At 45.3% G+C, this 16,940-nt stretch carries 17 protein-coding genes; 10 read left to right on the forward strand and 7 right to left on the reverse strand.

The window, feature by feature from the left end:
- Positions 1-108 precede the first annotated feature (108 nt).
- On the reverse strand, positions 109-1,224 hold the full coding sequence (locus C1N59_RS21995; RefSeq protein ID WP_394522073.1) for a hypothetical protein: 1,116 nt from the start codon (positions 1,222-1,224) through the stop codon (positions 109-111).
- A gap of 186 nt (positions 1,225-1,410) precedes the next feature.
- Between C1N59_RS21995 and C1N59_RS22000 the strand changes: the two genes are divergently transcribed.
- The 4 genes from C1N59_RS22000 (at position 1,411) to C1N59_RS22015 (ending at position 4,615) form a co-directional block, all read left to right on the forward strand.
- Positions 1,411-2,037, forward strand: a complete 627-nt coding sequence (locus C1N59_RS22000) for a hypothetical protein (RefSeq protein WP_394522074.1) — start codon at positions 1,411-1,413, stop codon at positions 2,035-2,037.
- A gap of 60 nt (positions 2,038-2,097) precedes the next feature.
- Complete coding sequence (locus C1N59_RS22005; protein WP_394551322.1) at positions 2,098-3,054, forward strand: hypothetical protein; 957 nt, start codon at positions 2,098-2,100, stop codon at positions 3,052-3,054.
- Between the two features lie 366 nt (positions 3,055-3,420).
- Positions 3,421-4,173 (forward strand): tyrosine-type recombinase/integrase, encoded by a 753-nt coding sequence (locus C1N59_RS22010; RefSeq protein ID WP_394522077.1) that lies wholly within the window; start codon positions 3,421-3,423, stop codon positions 4,171-4,173.
- An 82-nt stretch (positions 4,174-4,255) separates the two neighbouring features.
- Positions 4,256-4,615: a hypothetical protein gene (locus C1N59_RS22015; RefSeq protein ID WP_394522078.1), complete on the forward strand. Its 360-nt coding sequence runs from the start codon at positions 4,256-4,258 to the stop codon at positions 4,613-4,615.
- Between the two features lie 47 nt (positions 4,616-4,662).
- Here the strand turns inward: C1N59_RS22015 and C1N59_RS22020 are convergent, their stop codons facing one another.
- Complete coding sequence (locus C1N59_RS22020) at positions 4,663-5,097, reverse strand: H-NS family histone-like protein (RefSeq protein WP_394522079.1); 435 nt, start codon at positions 5,095-5,097, stop codon at positions 4,663-4,665.
- An 11-nt stretch (positions 5,098-5,108) separates the two neighbouring features.
- Positions 5,109-5,519, reverse strand: coding sequence for a hypothetical protein (locus C1N59_RS22025; RefSeq protein ID WP_394522080.1), 411 nt, complete (start codon positions 5,517-5,519; stop codon positions 5,109-5,111).
- Between the two features lie 165 nt (positions 5,520-5,684).
- On the opposite strand from C1N59_RS22025, the gene C1N59_RS22030 reads away from it, so the two are divergent.
- Genes C1N59_RS22030 through C1N59_RS22055 form a run of 6 tightly spaced genes read left to right on the forward strand, consistent with a single transcriptional unit; the run spans position 5,685 to position 8,657 of the window.
- Positions 5,685-6,263 (forward strand): hypothetical protein, encoded by a 579-nt coding sequence (locus C1N59_RS22030; RefSeq protein ID WP_394522081.1) that lies wholly within the window; start codon positions 5,685-5,687, stop codon positions 6,261-6,263.
- Complete coding sequence (locus C1N59_RS22035; protein ID WP_394522082.1) at positions 6,260-6,919, forward strand: lytic transglycosylase domain-containing protein; 660 nt, start codon at positions 6,260-6,262, stop codon at positions 6,917-6,919. Before C1N59_RS22030 ends, C1N59_RS22035 begins: the two co-directional genes overlap by 4 nt.
- Positions 6,919-7,293: a hypothetical protein gene (locus tag C1N59_RS22040; protein ID WP_394522083.1), complete on the forward strand. Its 375-nt coding sequence runs from the start codon at positions 6,919-6,921 to the stop codon at positions 7,291-7,293. The genes C1N59_RS22035 and C1N59_RS22040 overlap by 1 nt, the downstream gene beginning before the upstream one ends.
- Positions 7,283-7,570 carry a hypothetical protein gene (locus tag C1N59_RS22045; RefSeq protein ID WP_394522084.1) on the forward strand — a complete coding sequence of 96 codons (288 nt, stop codon included), beginning with the start codon at positions 7,283-7,285 and terminating at the stop codon, positions 7,568-7,570. Before C1N59_RS22040 ends, C1N59_RS22045 begins: the two co-directional genes overlap by 11 nt.
- Positions 7,570-8,115 (forward strand): restriction endonuclease, encoded by a 546-nt coding sequence (locus tag C1N59_RS22050; RefSeq protein WP_394522085.1) that lies wholly within the window; start codon positions 7,570-7,572, stop codon positions 8,113-8,115. Before C1N59_RS22045 ends, C1N59_RS22050 begins: the two co-directional genes overlap by 1 nt.
- Before the next feature lie 11 nt (positions 8,116-8,126).
- Positions 8,127-8,657, forward strand: a complete 531-nt coding sequence (locus C1N59_RS22055) for a hypothetical protein (RefSeq protein ID WP_394522086.1) — start codon at positions 8,127-8,129, stop codon at positions 8,655-8,657.
- Between the two features lie 56 nt (positions 8,658-8,713).
- On the opposite strand, the gene mobF is transcribed toward C1N59_RS22055, so the two are convergent.
- The 4 genes from mobF to C1N59_RS22075 all read right to left on the reverse strand — a co-directional run bounded on the left by mobF (position 8,714) and on the right by C1N59_RS22075 (position 16,856).
- On the reverse strand, positions 8,714-13,672 hold the full coding sequence (gene mobF / locus C1N59_RS22060) for a MobF family relaxase (protein WP_394522087.1): 4,959 nt from the start codon (positions 13,670-13,672) through the stop codon (positions 8,714-8,716).
- Position 13,673: 1 nt separating this feature from the next.
- Entirely contained in the window at positions 13,674-15,776 is a 2,103-nt protein-coding gene (locus C1N59_RS22065; RefSeq protein WP_394522088.1) for a type IV secretion system DNA-binding domain-containing protein, read from the reverse strand.
- Positions 15,766-16,122 carry a hypothetical protein gene (locus C1N59_RS22070; protein WP_394522089.1) on the reverse strand — a complete coding sequence of 119 codons (357 nt, stop codon included), beginning with the start codon at positions 16,120-16,122 and terminating at the stop codon, positions 15,766-15,768. The genes C1N59_RS22065 and C1N59_RS22070 overlap by 11 nt, the downstream gene beginning before the upstream one ends.
- A gap of 365 nt (positions 16,123-16,487) precedes the next feature.
- Positions 16,488-16,856, reverse strand: coding sequence for a hypothetical protein (locus C1N59_RS22075; protein WP_394551324.1), 369 nt, complete (start codon positions 16,854-16,856; stop codon positions 16,488-16,490).
- Positions 16,857-16,940 lie beyond the last annotated feature (84 nt).

Here is a 16,940-nt window from a genome sequence, read left to right on the forward strand (position 1 = left end):
ACGGCTACTTTGGTAGGGATTTTCACAAGCAAGAAAAGTCTTCTTTAAAAGTGTCGATTTGTGCGGAGAAAGCGGTATTCTTCCGCAGACATTTAGCATCTTTCTTTATCATTGAGGCTGGAAGGCAGCCACCTCTGCCAAAATTTCCTGTCTGGCCTCGTCTTCGCAAACATAGCAACCGATATACTCAATCATTTTGGGATCTCCTGTGACGTAGTGACCACAGCGATCACAATGCATTATGGTCCACCCTCGTTCTTCGCAGAAAACGCAAACGGAGAGGTTATCAACTTCAACTACAGAAGGAGTATCGGATTCGCAGCTATGACAATAAGCGACCGGATATACGTCGTCTACGGAATCATCACCCTCCTCAAAATCAGCTCGATATATTTCAGTGTATTTGGAGAGAGCATATTCATCAGTGCAGATATGCTGACATACCTTACATTCATGTGAGGCATTGAGGAAATACGCGAGTGGCGAACTGCATTTTTCACACGGTATTTCAGTGTTAATTTCTTTAGGGAAGTTATCTTTGACCTCACAAACAAGACAATAAAAATCATCTCCCCAAAAATGACTATGCGTGATGACCGCACTATTCAGACCACATGATGTACAGGTCTTGAAAACATCTCCATTGGATTTTCTTAAATTGATGTCGCTTTTAATTTCATCAAACTTTGCTTGCAAGAACTCTTTACGCTTCAAAATATTTTCATGAAGCACGTCGAATTGCGCTGTAAAGTCTTTAAAAATTGGAGACCACTGATTTATCAACAGGTCTCTCAGATAAAACCACGAAGACCAGTGTTCAATTATTAACTTCTGATTAGAACCATTAAAATCAGTATGGGCGAAATGAACAATCTGATTTCTGTGTTCTCCCAATGCTTTGAAGTTATTCATTGCCTCAGTTTTAAAACTTTCATTGCAGATATTTTTAAGTCGCTGTTCAGACTCTGACAAATATACAGACTTGAAATCTCCATTTTCAAATTTCGTCAGATTAGCACTTTCTGGTTTCGTGATAACAAGAGACCAGTGCTCTTTCATGAGTCTTGCTTTGAAAATTAGCTCAATTGCGGTATACAACTCTATAATTGCCGCTCTTGGTGAAGCATCAAGATTGCTCACCGAACTGTTCAGGAAGTAAATTGCATTCATAACCACTGAGTTGAACCAAGCATCTTTGTTTTGTTTATTTTGTTTAACACTCATACTCTAGCCCTTGCTTTGTAATGATAGTAGTCTTGTTAGTCTGCGCTGTGTACTGACATTATTTTTGTACTTCTTCTTAAGGATGGTAACAAGCCAGGCCATCGATTGCCATCCAGTAAAGCATCTGTGCTTGACTCATTGATTTTATCATATATGATAATATTACTATCATTTATGGAGATATTCATGATGCCGCAGATTACTCTTTCTGATGCAGTTTACAAGCGTCTGGAACAGCACGCCACGGGCTTTGACACCCCTGAGCAGGTCATATCGCGACTTCTGAACTTTGCCGAAGGGAACAGCCATACCAAGCCCGAACTCTCATTTTGCCCTGAAGATGATAAAGAATTTAAAGCAGCCTTCATCGCCAGTGGGCATGCTGAAGTTGCGCTCTACTATAACAGCGGTAAACGAGAAGTGATCCACTGGGAAGTCAAACGTTTTAATGAAGATTCAAATCTTCGCGCAAACCTGTGGTCAGGGTATCTGCGTAACTGGAAGGATAAGGGCATAGTAAAGGCAGAATTAACCGCCCTGCCACGCGAAACTCACGACCCTGAAGATGAAACCATGCGCACGCGCCTGATAGCCCATGCTATAAATCTCAAATATGATGAACTGGATGAAATCCAAGGCTTGTTTGAGGTTCATGAACAGACGACTAATGATGGCATGCTTGTCGGTTATTACGTTGAGTTCGACCGCGATACGCCAGAGGCTCTACTGGAAAAGATTTCTGGCCTGTCAGGGCATACTGTTGATCTGTCCGTTAATATTTTTGATACTCCTTATTATGATGAACAATCGTAGTTGGATACCATTTAATTTTTCACCAAAACTTCACATGTTCTTAATTTGGGAGTTTTAAACGTGATTACAGATATTCCTACGAAAATTGATTTTTATTCTATGGCTGACCATATGGTCAATGAAGCGTGGGAAAAAATTGCTGATTTGGCATATGAATACAGAGAGATAGATATCTGGAACGGATTTTACAGCGAATCAGAACATTTCACCGACGATGAAATCAGAAACCTCGAACACTACTGGTTATTTGCGCGCCCCAAATTAATTACTGCATTCACCTTAATACTTCAATCGGTGGAATTCAGAATTAAAGGTCTTATTGTTGATATTTCCCCCTATCTTCTTATAGTGAATGCAACCCGTAATACGCCAAAGGCAGATAGTGATGGAAATATTTCGTTCTCTGAATTTCATACGCTTGATGCGCAGGATCTCATAAAAGTTCACGACACATTTTCCCCCGTAAAATTCCCGGTTAAATTTACCGACTGGTTCAGAGATATGCGTATTCTCAGGAACAGATTTATGCATACGGTTGATATGAAAACGGACATATCACCCGAATTAATTTTCACTTCAGTCGTTTTTGCTCATATTAATCTTAATTCTGATGCTGCGCACTGGATTTGGCACAGGTATCAATATAAAGCGGCGCATTCCTCTGGCGGCATCAGCTATCACCAGGAAGATGAGGAAGAATTCTCTGGTATTGTGTGGGAAATGCTTCAGACTCACTACGAGTTTTCTGCCGCTATTTCGGCATGCTCCGAAGAATCAGCGCGTGAATATTTTGGTTATACTAAAAACCATCCTGAAGATGAAAATAAGAAAGAAAGTTTCTATTGCAAGAAATGTGTATCAGTCATGAAAAAAAGCTGGAATTTTGACGGAAAATTTATCGAGTCTGCGCTTGAAACTGTGCAATACAATCGCAAGCGCAATCGTTACGTCTGCCTTTTCTGCCACGATGAGCAGATATCCAAGCCCCGTGGTATATGGGAGGAAGACGAGGATTAATTACGTCTCGTCACTCCACACTGTTTATTCACCCTTGCGGAAGAAGTGGTTTTCTTCCGCACGCCCTGCCCCTTCCCGCTCTGCACAACATTTAGTGCCAACCTTCCACTCACGACTACCATATGTTGCTTTTTTTGTAATTATGAACCTCCGAAAGCAACTCTTACCGGCATTTATTTGTGCGGAATTAGCCTGTACAGCATAGTTACTTCCGCACAGCCTGATCGACAGAAAATAATTTCTTCGGGTGCTTACGCACAGCCTCTGCGGCACAATAACACCCACAGGTGTTGCGCATGCGCAACACAGCATGAAATGACGTAGGCAACGCTACGCCCATTCTGAAAAAAATACAGGGGGAGAATCTTGCAGAATTTACCAGCCGCACATTTCGCTACAGCGCCCCTGATTCAAACTGAGTCATTGAGGGAGTGGGAGATCGCCGCTGCTATGCGGCGAATGGCACAAAATCTGACCGACCCGATCATGTATCTGCTTGCACCAGAAGTTTCTGTGCTGTTTAGCTACATGCATGACATGCGGCGCCTGGCACATTTCCAGACTCTCTGGAACACTGGTGCGCGTCCCAATGAAGCGCTGGCTCTGACGCCTGCAAGCTTCGTACTTGACGGGCCACGGCCCCACGTCATAATCCGCACTCTCAAGCAGCGCAGTCGCAAGCCTGGGCGGCCTTCTCGCGGAGACAGCGTGAAACGTGTTGTACCATTACTCGATAAAGATTATGTCAGGATGATGCGACAATACCTTGCAACCTTCCAGGTTCCTGTCAGTAAACCACTTTGGCCGGAGTCACCTGATACGGTCGCGCGGTGGCTGAAGGAAGCAATTGTCCTTGCTTCGGGTGACGGTGTCACTTTTACCATTCACATCACCCCACACACATTCCGCCATTCATTTGCAATACATCTGCTTCTTAACAGGGTTCATGAGAAAACGTTGCAGACATATCTCGGGCATAAGTATCTCAGTAGCACTGCGAAATACACACGCTTGTTTGCTATGGATATCGGCGCACAAAACAGGGTGTCTTTTTCCTGGGATAGCGAACTCGCTGTACGTGCGTTAAGAGATCAGACCATTACCGGTTCACTGGAATAACAGTAGGCTGAAATATGTCTGAAACATTTCATGAACATGTCCTATACTGCTGATATGTGGAAATTTAAAAGGGAATAAATCAATGAGTTATGAAGGAAGATTTGCAACAAAGTTGCCTGGTGAGTCCTATTCATGCACAGATTGCAGTGTGGAAAGTTATACTCGGGAACAGGTTCAGGATGACTGGCTTTGCCCCGGTTGTAAAAATCCCGTTCTGATCCACGCACATAATCCGGTTAGCGGGGAGGATGGCACTTTTTATCGTATAAGAGCCTCAGATATCGTGAAGGGGCACTGGCTTAAACCCGGCCATCTGCAAATAAGTCAGATTTACGAAGTGCTTGGGGTAGAAAAAATAAATAAAAATACAATTGGGGTTGGGCTTAGAGGGTACACAAGGATAACACTGCATCCTGATGAATGGGTATCGCGGTCGGTGTAAAAAAAACCACGGCTTCTGCCGTGGCCGTCAAATAAACGGTTTGAGTTTTAATCGTCGCTGGATGGCTGCTCTTCTGTTTCATAAGCTTTCAGCCCTTCTCGCCCGACACGCTCCTCAAGCGCCTTGAGCTTGGCTGGCATTCGGCCTGCACCCTTGTAAACAATGTGCTCCCCTTCGATAAGGTAGCACCGCACCGGCCCTTTTGATGGCTTCTTTTTCCTGAGAAACGGTGTCAAATCATTAGCAGACACGCCATCCTGCTTAAGCTGTTCCAGGGTCTGTTTGATCTTGGCCTGTTTAACTGCTTCCTGTTCTTCTAGTCGTTTTTCTTCCTGGTCACGGTCAGCCAGTACGTTCTGTGCATCAGTGATTAACGCTTTTAGCTGCATCATTGAAAGTGAACGAAATACCTGGCGACGGCGTGACAAATTACCCAAATATGAGCAAATTTCCTCGGTTGTTTTTTGTCCAGAGTTTTTCATATTGTCAGCCATCAGATAATTGAGAAAGGTACGTATTCGTCGTCAGAAAGCGTGAAGAAACAGAGTTCAGACGTTTTGTATGCAGAGCCATTCTTCACGCTTTTCCAGAGGAGCCCTTTCTCAAGATCTGCTTTATCGACGTTGAGTATGACAGGAAAAGCTGCCCCCTCTACGTTATCTGCCTTAACAGCAAAAAGGCGTGAGTAAGACTCAGACAGCGTGGCTACCTTATCCCTGAGCTGTATAAATTTCTTTTTTCCGCGATATATCTGAGCGCAATTGAGGTTGCCCGCGAGAGCAGTTGCTGGAACATCATTAACGATGTGACTGACAATCTGCCTGATAAGTTGCGGTTTGGTGACGGTCAGCAAGCTAAGCGTCAGCGATACCTCCTCGCTGGATCTATGTTCTTCTCTGGTCAATCGCAACCCCATTGCATGTTTTGTTTAATTTCCTTGAGCATCATGGCATAAAAAATCAAATGCCTCAATCCAAGCTAAATTAATTTTCCTTTATGATACTATATTGTATCATGTGAATTAATCATAAGCCCAAGACACAATAATGAAATTGTTAAGGATGCATTCGTGATCTCTGCGATTGATTTCAAGAAATCGCTTTGTCTTGCCGTCAAGCATGGCTTAGTGGTGCCTGGAGCATTTGCTGTAACCTTGACTTTAGCTGTCGGCCCTGACCGCATCTATGACTGCTTAACGGACTTAGATACCGCAATTCTGTATGAATCCATCGAAAAATCTCTGCACAAGACCAACATTAATGATACTTCACTGAATCAAGAGGTAATTAACCTGAATGTGGGAAAAGTAATAAATCAACTACCAGCCAATATTTCTGGCAGCGCTAATGTAATTATTGGTAAAGGTGAGTACAGCGTTCCGGTTGATTTAAGCCCTGAACTTCACAACAGAACTTTAACGACCGCAGCAGTTCGCCAGACCCGTCTGAACGTGCTTTTAGACATGTCGAATGACCCGGCCTTACCACGCAATGCACTTAAAAGTGTTCTTGTTGGTTTTGCCTCTCACCGGAACAGCCTCAAAGCCCTCGTCTCAGACGTGTTGCTTCTTTCATGGATGTTGTCTGCAACTTGCTCTTTTGCCATCGATTCTGTTTTTCAAAACCGAAGAGAGAATAAGTCGAAATGATCAGAACTCTTTTTTTGTGCAGTGCAGCATTAGCAATATTCAGCGCAAATGCTTCTACCTCTGTATACGGGCCAAGCCCTTATGATAAATGCTTTGTTAAAGCAGGAGAGGAATACGGTATCGATCCGATGGTACTTAAATCGATAGGCATACAGGAGTCCTCCTTAAATAACAGAGCGGTTAATACGCATTCGCCCCGCTATGACGATATCTCTTTAATGCAGATCAGCGGTTGGTGGCTTAAGCAGCCCCACTTTATAGCCAACAACATAACCCGTGACGCCCTCCTGAATGATGGGTGTCTGAGCATAAGGACAGGTGCATGGATACTAGCCGGTAACTTTGCTTTGAATGGCGTTAACTGGGAATCAGTCGGTGCTTATAACGCCGGTTTCAGAACTGAAACGGCACAAGCAAGAAGGATCTACATTGGGCTTATCCAGAAGCATCTCGCCAGGCTCAAAGGACGGACAGACAACGTCCTCATTGCGCAAGTCAGTGACAAGTTACGATCTTTACCGGTCAGTGAGTTGCGTGAAACTTTCGAAGGCGGCGCGCACAACTACCGTTTCGAATCTCAGTTAAGGTCTTTCTCTTTCAATATTGTTCGCCAGCGAGATCTTGGCGCTCCGGGCAAACTCGTTGGTAACTTCTGATGAATGAAAAAATCACAGCCCTGGGCGCTTTCGCTGCCCTCATCTTTTACGTCATGAAACTGTTTGGCTATTTGCACTTTTCTGATTACCAGATGGCTATAGGCACGTTGCTGTCGCTATGGTCACTCAATTGCGCAATGAAGGTATTTTTGGTCAATCAGAGTTATCACGTTTTCTTTTTGTTCATCACGGCTGGTCTGCTGACGCTCGATCACATGTACTCCAAACCCGGTTTGCCGTCAGTATATTTAATGGCCGTGACTGTATGGCATGCAGTTGCATTGGTGTTAGTTTTGTTTTCACTTCCTCTCGGTGATTCTGAAAATGTTGCGCATGCGCAACAAAATGATGGAAGCGATGTAGATGCTCAGTAAGTTCGGCATTGGCATTGCTCTGATCGTATCTGCGTTGCTGGTATTGGTGGGCCTACGTTGGGTCACAGGCAGCAAAAGTGACAACGGCACGGGCGATGCCAAAAGATTCCAGATGCCACATGAATTTGAAGGAAAGTCTATGACTGAAAAGGAGATAACTGAGGGTATCGAAGGAATACCGGAAACTGACCTGCCTGCTTCAGATAGCCTTAATACTGACTCATATTTTAACACCCATGAGTCAGAGAATACTTCTCCCCCTACGGACTCATTTTGATGACACCTGCAAGCCTGGTTAAATTAGCATTCGAATACAGATATCTTATCATTTTTTTTTTTGCTCTTTATCTAATCACTCGCGCATTTAGAAGGAAGAAAAGCAGACATAACAAAAAAATAAAAACCGCAGATTATGTTTTAAAAAGGATAAGCCAGTTTACACCTCCTCAAAAGTTAGGGTACTTGCGTAAGATTGATCCTTATAGTTTTGAAGAGTTAATAATGACGTGTCTGGAAAGGAAGGGATTTCCAATTAAAAGAAACGTGCGTTATTCAAATGACGGTGGAATTGATGGTCGTTTCTTTGTAAATGGTGAAATGTATCTCATTCAGGCAAAGCGCTATCAGAAAGAGATTCGCTACGACCACCTTGAAGAATTTTCAAACATTCTTGAGGAAAATAACTGTAAAGGCATATTTGTACATACAGGTAAAACGCCAAAGAACATCAGCCTTCGCAAAATCAATATGGGAAAAATAACAATCATCAGTGGGGGGCGATTACTTGATCTACTAAACAGTGAAATTAAATTAAAATTTTAAGGAGGTTATTAATGGCCTTTCTTCGCAGAGAAACCAATACATCCTGTTCTACAGAACCTGTGATAAACAAAGTAGCAAGACCTCATGACGCTCTTTGCCTCCGAGCAGAGAGATTTTTGCGAAGCAATGGTTTCAGTGTGGCATTTAGTGATCGCTTTCAGGCTGGAGTTGCAACTGGTGAAAAGCCTGACGCCATTGGTTTTCGTAACGGATGCTCATGTCTCATTGAGGTTAAGTGTTCTCGTTCCGATTTCCTGAACGACCGTAAAAAGCATTTTCGCATAAACTCAGAGCAGGGCATGGGCGATTGGCGTTTCTTTATGAGCGAACCGCACATCATCAGTTCCAGTGATTTACCGCAAGGATGGGGATTGCTGCATGTCATTGGCAGGTCTGTAGTAAAGGTGCATGGATGGCCGCCTAATACGATGTGGTTTGACCATAAGCCATTTCTTGCAAACAAGCAGGCAGAGTGCGACTTTTTATATAGCGCACTACGTCGTATTAAGCATCTGGAACCGGATAACTTAGCTCAGGAATGACCGCATAGCTTATAGAATATCTTAGCGAAATAAAGGCCGCAGATGCGGCCCTTTTTTTACAAGCTTCTCTGTTTTTGCCTCTGTGGTTGCGGTACTTCTACCTTTCTCTCTGCTACCTTCTCCAGCACTTTATTTCTTGCCATATGAACTGCCTGACTGAAAGCGTTTTCGAGTCGTGCTAAACCACGATTAACGGGTGACAATCCAAGCCCAAAGGTTTTATCAAACTGCGCCAGTTCGTTCTTGTTAATTGATACCTTTTTACTGTCTAAAGCAATTTGCTGAAAACCATTCTGGTGCCTCAGACTGTCAAACAACTTGCCTTTATTGTCCGTCACAATCTTGAGATTTAGTGTTGATTTAGTCAAAACGTTTTGCAGTGCTGCCTGAGTAGCAAAGTGTTTTTTCCCTGACTCCATCAAGGTAACTACGTTTTCAAATCGCTTATCTTTTAAGTCATAGAAATTACTTGTATAGCCGTATTCAAGGTGCTTGAAGTTATTTGTATCCAGCCTGACCTCACGCCCGTTCTGCATCGAAAGGTGGATTATATTTTTTTCAATGCCTGTAACTTTTCCAGTTAACTTCGTGGGAACATTTTTATCAGCATCTATCAAACGCTCTTTGAGTGCTGTTTTGTTGAACCGTATTTCTTCACCAACTGATATTGATTTTTCTTCCACATGATAGACCCGGACACTATTACCTCTGCTACCTGCAATGTCATCAGCGTTAAGGCTTAATACCTTTCCCGTTGAAATCGACAGGAGAGTTAGCATGTTCGTCTGCGGATTAGCTGACGTCACCGTGAAATATTCACCTTTTTCGGCTCCGCTCCTTGCGCTCTCAAACTCAATAACCTGCCCCGCTTTGTAATACTGAGCACGGCGTTTTTCCATTGGGTCAAGGTTAGCGTTACGGTAAAGAGTTGTCGTCAGTTCTTCCCCCTTCAAACGGCCTTCCACTGCAAGCCCTTTGCGGATAAGGGCATCAACTTTGTTTCTTGTGAAATAGTCAGGAATGACTACGGCTGTCTTTTCCCTGTCATTTTTGGGCAAGTTTAGGTAGGTATTGGCGAGTGCCTGGATTCGCGCCTTTTTGCCTTCTGCGTGATCATCACCGGCATTTATCGTTTCAATCATTCCGTCGATGTGTTTTAAAGCCTCATCGACTTTGCCCTGAGCTATCGAATCCGTCGCCAGGTTGATATCAGCATTGCGCGAGCGCTGGGACTGATCGAGGTTCACTACTGACACATCATTTTGCATAAGAAGTGCCGGTACGTTACCCCATGAAAGGGCATTTTCTGAACGGTCTGCAACAAGCATTATGCGAGCGCCTGCATAACGCGCTGTCTGCTGTAATCTCAGCATATCGTCAGAACCTAGCTGTGAAGCATTCTCGACGACCCAAACCTCTTTTCTGGCCTTTACCCTGTCATTTAACGCAATGCGCTCCTCAATGCGGCTTACGTGCGCGTAGACGTTCTGAGCGTCACGTACATTTTCACGCAACTGGTTAACCCCTTCAGTATTGGTGCTGAACATTCTCACCTTATAGCCGCTGGTTTCTGCGAGAGAGCGGCCAACACCGCGCATCAAGTCTTTATGACCACTGTGATCTGTACCCAGGACAAGTATGGTCTCGTCGCGGTTAGAAAGTAACTTTGTCAGCGCCACCGCTGCCTCTTTCGTTACAGGTTCACAATCGCCGGTTGCCGCACGTTCATTCCGTGCTTTTACAAATGACTCAACAACGCTTTTACCCGCTATTGCGGGTATTCGCTCTTTACCCTGAATCATATGGCGAACAACCTGCGCCTCTGTCCTTATGTTCGTGGGTAGCGTGTAAAAATGCTCCGATTTGCGGCCTTCGCCGGATATGCGCGACAAGCCCAGATCGCCGCGATTCCTCATTATGGCTATGCCCTTCTCCACATCGTGTACATCATAGGTGCCAATCGTGTGCTTGAGCACTTCCTTGAGTAAGTCCGTATGGCTGAATACGCCTTGCTTCAGAGAGAGCTTTTGGGTCACAAACTCAAGATCAGCAAATAGGTGTTTGAAATCAGGGCCAGCTACATCACTCTTTTTCTCGCGCTGTTCCTGCAATTGTGTGGCTTTACGAATCAAATCAGCTTGCGACATACCGCTTAATGACGTCGTTTTGTCGGCCAAATGCTCACCGAGTTTTTTGATGACTTTTTCCTGATCATCCACATAAAGGTGCGCTTCGTGTCTCGCGCGACTCAGCGTTACATAGATAGACCTGAAGTTGATAAGATTTCTGCGCCACGATTCCACCACGCCCATTACCCTGTCAACCGTCTTGCCTTGTGCTCCGAAAGCTGTCTGCGCATAGTTGTAATCGATGTTATGAGCCTTATTTGTATCGAGCACTATTTCAGTACCATCGGTCTTAATTACTGTTAAAGTGCCCTCTGTTGCGTTTACACCTTTTACTGTGACCTCATCCCCGTTTCCCAGCCCTAACTTTTTTCTGGACTTTGTCACACGCAGGGTTTCGCCTTCAGAGACGTTTATCTTTTCTTGGGTAAAAACATCCAGGCTGAATTTACTGTCTTTTGGCAAGGCTGAGGGATTCAGGGTTTTAACTTCTCCTGCTTTGTTTTTAAGTTCCAGTGTGTCGTTAGTTTTTGAAACCACTTCCCAGAACTCCCCAGCCTTAAACTCTTCATGATCTCGCTGAAATTCAATATGCTGCGATTTCGCAAAGTAACGTGCATCGCGGCGCTGGGCGGTGTTGAGATTGGCGTTCACAAGAATGCTAATTGAATGTTCGTTGGCCGAAAGTTCGCCTGCTTCTACTCTGGAATCGTGAACTGAACGGTTAAATTCGCTACGCCCTTCGTTATCAGGGATGATGACCAGCGTTTTTACACGTTCTTCGGGAGTCAAAGCAAGATAGTCATCCTTGATATCACGCTCCTCAATCTTGTGTACATTATCCCTGATCTTCTCAAACGTTTCAGACCAGTTCTTATCTATCGAGTGATATACAGATTGCAGAAGGGCAGCATTTTTTTGTCGAATGATCGAAGTTACATGTGAGGTTTGCATGCGAAACCCCTGAAGAACAGAGAATGCCTTACCCCATTCAACAGATTCAAGCTGTTTGCTGTCACCAAGCAATATCAGTTTCGCGCCGCTGCGCTGCGCTTCATCGATTAGTTTGAAAACGTTATTACCATTGATCAGCGATGCCTCATCCACAATCCACACTTCACCGGTAGAAACTTCGTCTCTCTTACGCTGGAACAGGAATGTATCAACAGTTTTTGCATCGATGCCGGTCTCTTTTGCGAGCGTGTCTTTAGCTGAACCTGTGGGTGCAAATCCTTTGACCTTGTAACCCTCTTTGCTGGCATAGCCTATCAGACATTCAAGCAGCGTCGTCTTGCCCGTTCCTGCAAACCCCTGAATGCCAGAAACCAGATCCTTATTGGTGGCCGTTTGTATGATGGCCTGACGTTGGTCCTCTGAAAATTTGAATGGTGAACCATATTCTTCTGACTTGCTCTCTTCAAACGCAGCAATATAAGTGCCGATTCCAGCCTCATCTGCAATCGCTGGCCTCGATTCCTTACCGCTCAGCATGATAGAAACCATCTGCCTTTCTGTTTCGAACGCATGAGGAGTTGTAAATGCAAGCTCGCCAGGCTTTGTGCGTGACGCACGGGTAAGGAGTTCGCCGCTCTCTACCATAGCGTTATAAACCTGCTCGATATCTTCCTGAGTTGTCTCCTCCCCTATTCTGAGGCGCACGACTTCCTTTGTAAGATCTTCAGCGTTAAAAACAGCTTCAGACTCTGCCAATACCCTGTAGGCAAGCTGAACATCACTGACGAGCGTTTCTGACTGCGCGGTCAGAATGTGACGTTCGGAGTTTGCCTGTTTACTCTCTACAGTGAACGTAGGATAAGCAGCTTCATACAGTGATTCAAAATTGGCACGCTCATAATCAGTTTCCCGCTCCTCGCCATCATTATTGTCTGACCAATCAGATACATCCTCTATTTCCTGACGCCTTTGAGCCTTGGCCGGATTGCTCCCCACATTTTCCGCAAGAGGCTGTTCGCTCAATTTAGGTGCAGTGTTATCAATCGCCCTCTCAATAACTCCCTTCAGGTCTGCACCTGACTCAATAGCTGTATCTTTCCATTCTTCAAGCAATGCTTGCCTTTCGGGTGTTTTTTTTGAATCCCGACTATAGACTGTCGCCTTCTCAAGTGATTTTTGATCGAATAGCCCGCGTTGCTTCGCAGATTCCAAAACCTGCTTTCTTCTTTTCGATAAAGAGCCGATTAGAGAATCAGGTACGCCCTTAATTTCAAAGAACCCTTTATCGCGATCTGTAATCTCCAGGTCGTACCCTAACTGTTTAACTTGATTGGCTAGCTCAAAACGATAAATAAGACCTGCCATCATTTTCCCTTCATACATTCGAAGGGTCTCTAAGCTGCGCCACTGTCCATCTTTATCGACAACCGCATTCATAATTACATTGTGCGTATGCAATTGAGGATCATTTTTACGTGACTCTGTATGCGTAAAGCTAGCAGCAGTTAAGTTATCAACCTTTTCGTATTTAGTTTCTCCCTTCTCTGTAATTCTGGTTAATGCATGATTCTTTTCGATATAGGCTATTGCTTTTCTGTTGGCTTCAAGATGAGCTTTAACAATTCTTTCATCGCCTCCGACCAGAGCCAGAATTGATACGCTCTTAGGGGCTGAGAATGTAAAGTCCCATGCTGGAACATGTTTAATTTCTCCACCTGAGCCGTTTCTTCCTAACTGAATGTCTGGTGTTACTCTACCATCAAGCAGTTGTAAGAATTTTTCATCATTAACATTACCTGAAAGCCCTAGATTTCCTGCTCCTTTTCCGTTCCATTCAGAACCAATATCGCCTCCATCCTGAGAATAATACTTATCAGGTGAATTATAATAGGTTGTGGCTTGCGCAACATTCCCGACTTTCGTGACACTCAGCATATTAGAATCCTATATCAAGTTCAGATGAGATATTGCGCTCGCCAGATTTTTCGGCTGATTGAGTCTCGGGTAAAGGTGCGCTTCCCTGTTCACGCTCAAAGGCCATAGCCATTAAATCAATACCGTCGCTTATACCTTCTCCTGAGTCTGAATCACTTTCAGAGGATGCTGCATAAGTGCTTGCAGAGGCTGTGGCTGCGGCCCCGCTTGCTCGTGCGTCATTGGCCTTTTTCTGTCCTTCCCAGCTTCTAATATCTTTAAGATTCTTTGACTGCGCATCTTTGTTGATTTCGGCAATGATCGCTTCAGGACTGTCCTTGTTATCAATGTGAAAAGCCTTCATGCTTTCAGCATTTTTCAGGAAGTCAGCTTCAAGAATTGCAGGAGCAATTTGCTTCATACCATCATGCTCATATTTGATATGAGATACTGGCAAGCCTCGGTTAAGTTTTAGATAACAGTGGAGGTCGTTAAGCGCGAAAATCTCGCTCGCTAAAAGTAACTGACCTTCCTGTTGGCTATGATTGACACTAACAGCGTCTCTTACATCATTTGCACCAAAACTGGTGTTTTCATTCGCAACTTCTTTCTCTCTGTCTCCCAACTGATAGGCTGACCATTTTGCACCATCCATGCCATTAATTCTGAATGCCCCGAACGTTCCCAGAGAATCGAAGAAAGCCTTCCCGCCCGACTCTCCCATAAGCTCGTAAATCTGAAAAGGAGACTGGAATCCAATCACAGGCATGGCACCGAATTTGCGGCCTGTGTTAATAAGATTAGGAAGTGACGGAAGTTGATTTAGTGTTTTGAGTTCATCTATCAGTACAGCTATAAGGCGATCTTCATCGGCTTCTAAAGAAAGAATTGCTGAGATTGCAGACTCCAGCATCATTGATATAGGTGAACGTAAAGCCTCCATCATGTCATCACGCACAGTAATGAACACAGTCACATCACTGTCTTCGTCTCTGGCCCACTCTTTAAAAGAAAATCGCTTACCTTTTGTATGTGCAAAATATTTAAGATTTCGCGTATAAGCAGTAACAATGGCCCTTACGGAAGATGCAAGTTTTTCAGCATCCACGTTGATAACGTTACGGGCATCTGTATCAGCCAGTACACTTGATATCTGGTCAGCGCTCATCCTGAGAATGGTGTGCATCAGATGCGCCATTTCAGGCTTCTCACTTCTCAGTGAGAATGAATGTGTTAAAGATGAAAAGAACAATTGCGCCGAGAGAGTCCAGAAAGGATCGCCACCTGTGGTTGAAGGTATTGCAGCCTTTGCTTGTCTGTCGAAAACCATCTCATGATTGCCTTCGCACCATACATCCCATGAGTGAGATCGTGCATCAAAACAATTAAGAATGACGTCGATACCGGGGCGATAAAATCGCTTCACAAATTCCCCGGAAATATCGTACACAACAGCCTTTTTCTTCATCGCCCTTACCTGACGAAGAAGATCACGCATGGCGTTGGATTTTCCTGTTCCCGGAGAGCCTGAAAGTCCTATCCCTGAGTTTTCCTGAAAGCGTATAAGTGGTATATCTGCAATGCGAATCCTCGAATCAAGCCCGGTCTCCTTAACCTTCATTATCGCAGCATCGCGCAACTTCTCATGTTCAGCGAGTTCGCTACCCCTTACATGCTCATCCCGCGCTTCTTTGCGTCCTCTTTTTACGAGATAACGAAACAGAATGTAGGCCGAAGCCAGCGCTATTACTCCAGCGATTAAGCCACCATTTAGAAGGTTGCTATAAAGTGCTTCACCATGCTTTTGCATGAGTGGACTTTCCACGATAGCCTGATTGGTCGTTACGATAGTTTGACCGTTAGGCAGAGTCAGGTTCGCAGAACTAGTTTTGAGGTTTAGGAAGTCGTATTGAAGCTTGCAGAAGTAGTATTTAAACCCCATGTAACGATCAAGGGTATTTGTCAGGTAGTAGCCTAAGAAACAAGAAGAAACGACGTAAACGCAAAGCACAGCCCTGAAGTAACGCTTCAGAGTCTGATGTAGCATTCGCAGGAAGTGGATTAACGTTTGTCCTCCCCTGTTCAAATCTACCATTGTGCTTCTGTCTGCCTGCTTATTTTGCATGGTTTTCTCCTGTACCTAGTTGCTCCAGAATGGCTTCAGCTTTTTGCTTGGCCGGTGTGAAAATGGCCCTGTTTAGATATTCGGTAATCTCGGTATCACTGCCATCGGGATCGAGTTTTTTCATAAGCTCAAAAATGAAGTGAGTAAGCTGGAAGGTGGCAGTAGCCTGAAGCTTCAGACTCATGTCAGACCGTGCGCTTAAGTGGCTTGTATCTCTCAGTGAAGAGATAACTAGTGAACGAGCGTAATCACTTGGTGATACGTTTCTGCGTGCAGCTTCAGCCAGGATTAGCTCCTCCATGTCTGCTGCAAGCCTGAATTGAAAGTTATGTCTTTTGACCGCCATGCTGTTTCTCTTCTTGATGATACATATTCGTATCATAGCATGACGATCATGCACCTCTAACCCCTTTACTGCTGCGGAGTGAATCCTTTTAGTGCATGACAGCTATGAAATAGCAGTCATGCACCCCAAAGCCGCGCCCTGTGCGGGTTTGGGCTTAGCATCGCATGATGCGTTGGGTGTGACGGATTTTCGTGGGGGTATACAGCCGAACCGGGCACTGATCCGCGTTTTTCCCTTGGTTTTGTCCTTGGTCACTGTTTCGATGCATCGTCAGGTTCCAGGAGTCGAGCGCTATGACGTTGAATGCGCCGGTTTGGAAAACCTGTCGTTTCCTGTGACCCCCTGCCAGAATCGTTCTGAGGAGCCTAAGTGCATGTCGCAGCAGCGGCACCGCCGCGACTGCCCCCAAAATCCGGGCGCTGGCCGTGCCGTACATCCGCAGCAGCGGCACCGCCGCGACTGCCCCCAAAATCCGGGCGCTGGCCGTGCTGTACATCCGCAGCAGCGGCACCGCCGCGACTGCCCCAAAATCCGGGCGCTGGCCGTGCCGTACATCCGCAGCAGCGGCACCGCCGCGACTGCCCCAAAATCCGGGCGCTGGCCGTGCCGTACATCGGCAGCAGCGGCACCGCCGCGACTGCTCCTAAAATCCGGGCGCTGGCCGTGCCGTACATCGGCAGCAGCGGCAACGTCGCGACTGCCCCCATAATCCGGGCGCTGGCCGTGCCGTACATCCGCAGCAGCGGCACCGCCGCGACTGCCCCAAAATCCGGGCGCTGGCCGTTACGTATATCGGCAGCAGCGGCACCGCCGCGACT

It is taken from the genome of Pantoea sp. SGAir0183 (assembly GCF_043545505.1).